This is a genomic window from Brevundimonas diminuta ATCC 11568 (assembly GCF_000204035.1).
In the GTDB taxonomy this organism is placed as follows: domain Bacteria; phylum Pseudomonadota; class Alphaproteobacteria; order Caulobacterales; family Caulobacteraceae; genus Brevundimonas; species Brevundimonas diminuta.
This window is the reverse complement of the sequence record NZ_GL883084.1, coordinates 549771-555345: the sequence shown is the minus strand read 5'-3', so window position 1 is coordinate 555345 and position 5575 is coordinate 549771. Positions and strand designations below refer to the sequence as shown.

7 protein-coding genes and 1 tRNA gene are annotated in these 5575 nt (G+C 69.0%); all 8 read right to left on the bottom strand.

What is annotated here, in order from left to right; translation table 11 throughout:
* On the bottom strand, positions 1 to 433 hold a 433-nt coding region (locus BDIM_RS02760), incomplete at its 3' end, for an HlyD family secretion protein (protein WP_248601199.1).
* 13 nt (positions 434 to 446) lie between these two features.
* On the bottom strand, positions 447 to 2138 hold the full coding sequence (locus tag BDIM_RS02755; RefSeq protein WP_003164038.1) for an MFS transporter: 1692 nt from the start codon (positions 2136 to 2138) through the stop codon (positions 447 to 449).
* The gene (locus tag BDIM_RS02750) at positions 2135 to 2689 is read right to left on the bottom strand and encodes a TetR/AcrR family transcriptional regulator (protein WP_244911889.1); all 555 of its coding nucleotides are present in this window, start codon (positions 2687 to 2689) and stop codon (positions 2135 to 2137) included. Before BDIM_RS02750 ends, BDIM_RS02755 begins: the two co-directional genes overlap by 4 nt.
* A gap of 412 nt (positions 2690 to 3101) precedes the next feature.
* A tRNA-Leu gene (locus BDIM_RS02745) sits at positions 3102 to 3186 on the bottom strand.
* Positions 3187 to 3277: 91 nt separating this feature from the next.
* Positions 3278 to 4285, bottom strand: a complete 1008-nt coding sequence (locus BDIM_RS02740) for a fumarylacetoacetate hydrolase family protein (RefSeq protein ID WP_003164036.1) — start codon at positions 4283 to 4285, stop codon at positions 3278 to 3280.
* Positions 4286 to 4352: 67 nt separating this feature from the next.
* Positions 4353 to 4643 carry a hypothetical protein gene (locus BDIM_RS02735; RefSeq protein WP_003164035.1) on the bottom strand — a complete coding sequence of 97 codons (291 nt, stop codon included), beginning with the start codon at positions 4641 to 4643 and terminating at the stop codon, positions 4353 to 4355.
* The gene (locus BDIM_RS02730; protein WP_040344607.1) at positions 4634 to 5107 is read right to left on the bottom strand and encodes a methyltransferase family protein; all 474 of its coding nucleotides are present in this window, start codon (positions 5105 to 5107) and stop codon (positions 4634 to 4636) included. Before BDIM_RS02730 ends, BDIM_RS02735 begins: the two co-directional genes overlap by 10 nt.
* A partial coding sequence (locus BDIM_RS02725; protein ID WP_211205960.1) for an isoaspartyl peptidase/L-asparaginase occupies positions 5104 to 5575 on the bottom strand: 472 nt, incomplete at its 5' end. The genes BDIM_RS02730 and BDIM_RS02725, both read right to left, overlap by 4 nt.

Genomic DNA, 5575 nt, shown 5'->3' with positions numbered 1-5575 from the left:
GCGTCTGGGCCACCGATCCGCGCGCCGAGGCCTGGCTCTGGGCCGAGTTGGCCAGGGCCGCTTCGGCCGAGTGCAGCGAGGCCTGCGCCTGCTCCAGCCGCTGGCGATAGATGCGGTCGTCGATGGTGGCCAGCAGCTGGCCCTGCTTTACCGTCTGGAAGTCCTGCACCTCGACCGAGGTGACATAGCCGCTGACCTGGGGGCTGATGATCGTCACCTGGCCGCGCACATAGGCGTTGTCCGTCGTCTGCGGTCCGCCCGAGAACGGCGGCAGGCCCCAGGCGTGCAGGATCAGCCCGGCCCCGATCAGGGCGATCACGCCCAGGACCACGCCCCACATCATCCGCCGCGTCCTGGACACCAGGGGCGGAGGCGCGGCAGGCGCAGGCGCTTGAGCGGGAGGCGGCGGGGCGGAGGGGGAGGCGTCGGTCATGGTCGGGTCCGGTTCACTCGGCGGAGGGCGCTGGCGCTTGGCTCGCCTGGGCGGCGTCGCGACGGCGGGCGCACAGCGCCTCGATGCGGGGGCGGTAATGGTTGACGGCGACCCAGCCGGCGCCGACGGCGGCGACGACGGAGATCATCAGGAAGACGTCGTTGTAGGCCAGCACCTGGGCCTGCTGGCTGACCTGCTGGTGCAGCAGGCGCAGGGCCGCGCTCTGGCGCAGGGCCGGGTCGTCGATGACGTGGGCGTAGGCGCCGCCCAGCTGTTGCAGCCGCTGCACCGTCTCGGGATCGCCTAGGCCGATGCTCTCGGCCAACTGATTGGAATGGAACTTCTCGCGCAGGGTCTGGACGGTGCCGATCAGGGCCGAGCCCATCAGGCCGCCGACGTTCTGGCACAGGGAGAAGAAGATGATGAAGCTGATGAAGCTCTTGCCGCCGCCCTGCAGCACCTTGCCGAAGCCGATGATCATCGTCGGCCCGATGAAGAAGGCGGCGGCGAAGGCCAGCAGGGCCTGGCTGACGTACAGCTCGCTCGGCCGCGTCAACACGGTGGCGTGGCTGTCCAGATAGGCGCCCAGGGCGATGAGGCCCAGCGCGATGGAGATCGGCTTCCACAGTTTGTTCGGGTTCAGGGTGAAGGCGCTGACCAGCGACCCCGCCGCCGTGGCCGCCAGCATGACCCAGAACAGGCTGTGCATCTGGTCGTTCCCCAGTCCCATCTGCTGCAGGAAGCCGACCGCGCCGGTCGTCTGTTCCGACAGGACGATCCGCATCAGCAGGATGGCCAGCATCAGGCGCACGATGTCACGCCCTGCCAGCCAGCGCAGGTCGATCAGGGGATTGGCGCGGTTGTACTCATGGATGGCGGCGGCCGACAGCAACAGGACGGCGGCGGCCAGGGCCCAACCGACCCACGGCGCCTCCAACCACCAGACGATCCGCCCTAAACCCAGCACGGCGCTGAGCAGAGCCATGCCTGGCGCGAACAGGGCGAAGGTTATGAAGTCCTGCGGCTCGAAGCTCTTGATGCGCTGGGCGGGCGGCATCTTCAGGGCGAAGACGGCGGGCAGGGCCACCAGCACCAGCCCCACCTCGAACATGTAGAAGGCCCGCCACAGGTCGCGGTCCAGCAGGGTGGTGACGCCCAGTCGCGCGGCTGGGATGGCCAGGCTGGACAGGCCGACGCCCAGGATGATGCCCTTCAGCCGGTGCTGCGCCGGAAAGGCCTGAATGATGTAGAGGATCCCCAGCGTCGTCATGCCCGCCGCCGCGACCCCGGCGACGGCCCGCACCACCAGGGTCGAGACGAAGTCCTGCAGGAACAGGTGGGCCAGGGCGGCGGCCAGGAAGACGATCAAGACGATCTCGGCGAACAGCCGCAGGCCGTACTGGATGCGGAATTTGACCAGCAGCAGGTTCATGCTGGCGTTGGTCATGACGAAGATGACCGGCAGCCAGGCCGCCTCGGCCAGGGTCACGCCCAGCGATCCCGCCAACTGCGGCTGGTTGGCCGTCACCGCCGCATTGCCCAGGCTGCCGGTCATGGTGACCAGGGCGCCCACCAGCCCATAGGCCAGGCGCCAGGGCATCGTATGGTCGGGCGTCGACGGCGAACCGGGCATGACCGGCCGTTCGTGCGGCTTCAGCGTGGCGAAGAATTCTTCCCAGGGCAGATTCCAGTGACGGCGGCTCATGCGCGCGCACCGCCTTGGGCGCGCACCATCTCGAGCGCCAGCTCCAGCGACCGACGGCTGAGAGCGATACGATCCTCGGGCGAGACGACGGCCCGTGACGGCGCGCCCAGCATCAGGGCCAGGACGCGAATGTCCTCGATGGTCAGATCGGCCCGCACTCGCCCCGCCGCCTGCGAGACGGCCAGGGCCTCGGCGCCGGCCTCGCGCAGGCTTCGCCGCACCGGCTCCATCGCCTCGACCTTCAGGTCGCGAATGGCGGTGGACAGGCCGGCGCTGCCCATCATCAGGGCTGCCATCTGATCCAGAAACCACAGGAAGACGTCCGGATCATGCAACCGCGCGCGCGTGCGGCGGCCCAAATCCTCGATCTGCTCGACGAAGATCGCCAACACCAGCTCCGACCGATCGGCGAAGTTTCGATACAGCGTCGCCCGCCCCACTCCGGCCTTTTCGGCGATCAGATGCAGAGGCACGTCCAGCCCGTCGCGCGCAAAAGCCTCTTCGGCCGCCTTCAGCAGCCTTTCGCGGCGTTCCGCGGCGTCTTGTCGCAAGGGGCGGGTCATGAGGCGCTAAGTGGACACTTGTGTCCGCTTGTTCAAGTGGGCTGTTTTCCTGAAATGCACAAGTCGCGCGCACGCTGCGCCGCGATCGGCGTCGCGGGCGGGGACTGTGCTACAGGTCGCGTTGAAGGCGAGGGACGAGGAAGGACGATGATGCTCGCACGCACATGGAAAGCCCTAGCGGTCCTCGGCGTCTGCGTGATGCTGTCGGGTTGCTATTCCTGCTCGCTCAACGGCGGCTGGGAGCGGCAGATGAATCCGTTCTGCGCCGAGGACGGGGCCCTGGTCGGCGCCGCGCCCTTGTCCGTTGAGGCGTCCGCGATTCCGCCGACGGGTCGTCTTGCGGGATATGATTCGCCGAGGAGAGCGTCGCTCCAATCCTCAGCGGAGCCTTGAAGTCAGCTGGTGCCGGTGGTCGGACTCGAACCGACACTCCTTGCGGAACCGGATTTTGAGTCCGGCGCGTCTACCAATTCCACCACACCGGCACGGCTAGGCTCAAGGCGGCGCAATCTAGCGGCGGCTGTGGTCGCGTCAATCGATGAAGCGCAGCCGCCGCCAGTTTTTACGTCGGACGCCTCAGGCCGCCGCCACCGTCTGTTCGATGGCGCCGAACAGGGTGTGATGCTTGTCGTCCAGCATCTCGATGCGAACGGTGTCGCCGTGCTTGAGGAAGGGGGTCTTGGCCGCGCCGGTCTGGATGGTCTCGACCGTGCGGATCTCGGCGATGCAGCTGTAGCCCAGGCCGCCTTCGGACACCGGCTTGCCGGGGCCGCCGTCGGCGTCCTTGTTCGACACCGTGCCCGAGCCGATGATCGTCCCGGCGCCCAGGGCGCGGGTCTTGGCCAGATGGGCGATCAGCGTGCCGAAGTCGAAGGTCATGTCGACGCCCGCGTCGGCGCGGCCGAAGTCCTGGCCGTTGACCTGGACCAGCAGGGCGCCCGACAGCTTGCCGTCCGTCCAGCGGTCGCCCAGGGCGTCCGGCGTGACGAAGACCGGCGACAGGGCGCTGGCCGGCTTGGACTGGACGAAGCCGAAGCCCTTGGACAGTTCGGCCGGGATCAGGTTGCGCAGGCTGACGTCGTTGACCAGGCCGACCAGGCGGATCGCCGCCAGCGCCTCTTCGCGCGTCGCCCCCAGGGGCACGTCGCCGGTCACGACCACGATCTCGGCCTCCAGGTCGCAGCCCCAGGCCTCGTCCTTCAGCGGGATGGCGTCGCGCGGCGACAGGAAGCCGTCGGAGCCGCCCTGATACATCAGCGGATCGGTCCAGAAGCTCTGCGGCATCTCGGCGCCGCGCGCCTTACGCACCAGCTCGACGTGGTTCACATAGGCCGAGCCGTCCGCCCACTGATAGGCGCGGGGCAGGGGGGCGGCGGCGTCGCGCTCGTGGAAGCGGCCGCGCGGCACGGCTTCGTGCTCCAGGCTCTCGGCCAGGGCGCGCAGCAGCGGCTCGCACCGCTCCCAGTCGTCCAGCGCCGCCTGCAGCGTCGGCGCGATCAGAAAGGCGTCCGTGAACCAGTTCAGGTCGTTGGAGACGACGACGAGGCGGCCGTCACGGCCGTGCTTGAGCGAGGCGAGTTTCATAAGGCGAGGCTAGTCTTGGCTGAGGCGATTGGGAAGCGGGGAGATGAGGGGGGCGGACGCCGTTCGATCAACTGTTCGGGGGCGCGATGACGGCGCGGGCTTCGGCGCCGGTCTGCTGGGCCGGGTCGCGGACCTCGACCTCGACGATGACGGCGCCCGCGGGTTCGTGCGCCCACAGGTAGCGGCGCTCGATCTCGACCGTGCGGCCGGACGGGGCCATGCCCTCATAGGTGTCGCCCCAGGGCGTGACGGCCTTCAGCTCGACCCAGCGCAGACCGCAGGCGGCGTCCAGCTCTTCAATGGCCATTTCCGACAGTTCGTCGGCATGGGGCGCGGGAGGTTCAGGGCTCACAGCCATCGACGGACCTTCTGGCGATAGGCGTCGTATTCGGCGCCGAAACGAGCAGACAGATAGCGTTCCTCGCGGGCGATGACGAAGCGGTCGATCACGATCAGGCAGGGGATCAGCAGGCCCAGGGCGATCGGGCTGTCCATGGCGATCGCCAGCCCCAGATAGGTGACGGCGAACCCCAGATAGATGGGGTTGCGGCTGAAGCGGTAGAGGCCGCCCGTGGCCAGGACCGTGGTCGGCTTCCACGGCTCGGGCGGGGTGCCCAGACGGCGGAAATGGCCCGCCGCCGCTCCGTCCAGCAACAGGCCGCCTAGGATCAAGGCCAGGGCGACGCCGCGCCGGACCTCGGTCGCCAGACCCAGCGAAGGCTCGGCCAGCCATTGGCCCAGCCCCCACCCGCCCAGCAGGAAGGCGAAATAGATCACCGGCGGCGGCACGACGACGCCGGAATGGTCGCCTTTAGGTCTCAACGCGCGCCTGCTTCGTCGCCGTAGATGGCGACGCGTGCGGGCGAGGTCGATGAGACGGCGCCGCGATACATGCCCGAGGTGTTCATCGAGAAGGCGTGGACGCCGTCCTTGCCCATGACGATGACGCCGCCGTCGCCGCCGATGTTTCCCACCTCGGCGATTTCCGCGTCAGCAGCGGCCTGGACGGTCGCGCCTTCGGCGGTGCGACGGCAGATGTCGCGCGCGACGGTGGCGCGGATGAAATACTCGCCCGTGCCGGTGGCCGAGACGGCGCAGCCGTCGGCGTTGGAGGCGTAGGTGCCGGCGCCGATGATCGGCACGTCGCCGACCCGGCCCCAGCGTTTGGCTGTGGTGCCGCCGGTCGAGGTTCCGGCGGCCAGGCGGCCCTGGCTGTCCACGGCCACGGCGCCGACGGTGCCGAACTTGCGCTCGTCCAGCGGGGCTTCATGCAGGTTGAAGGCCAGGGGC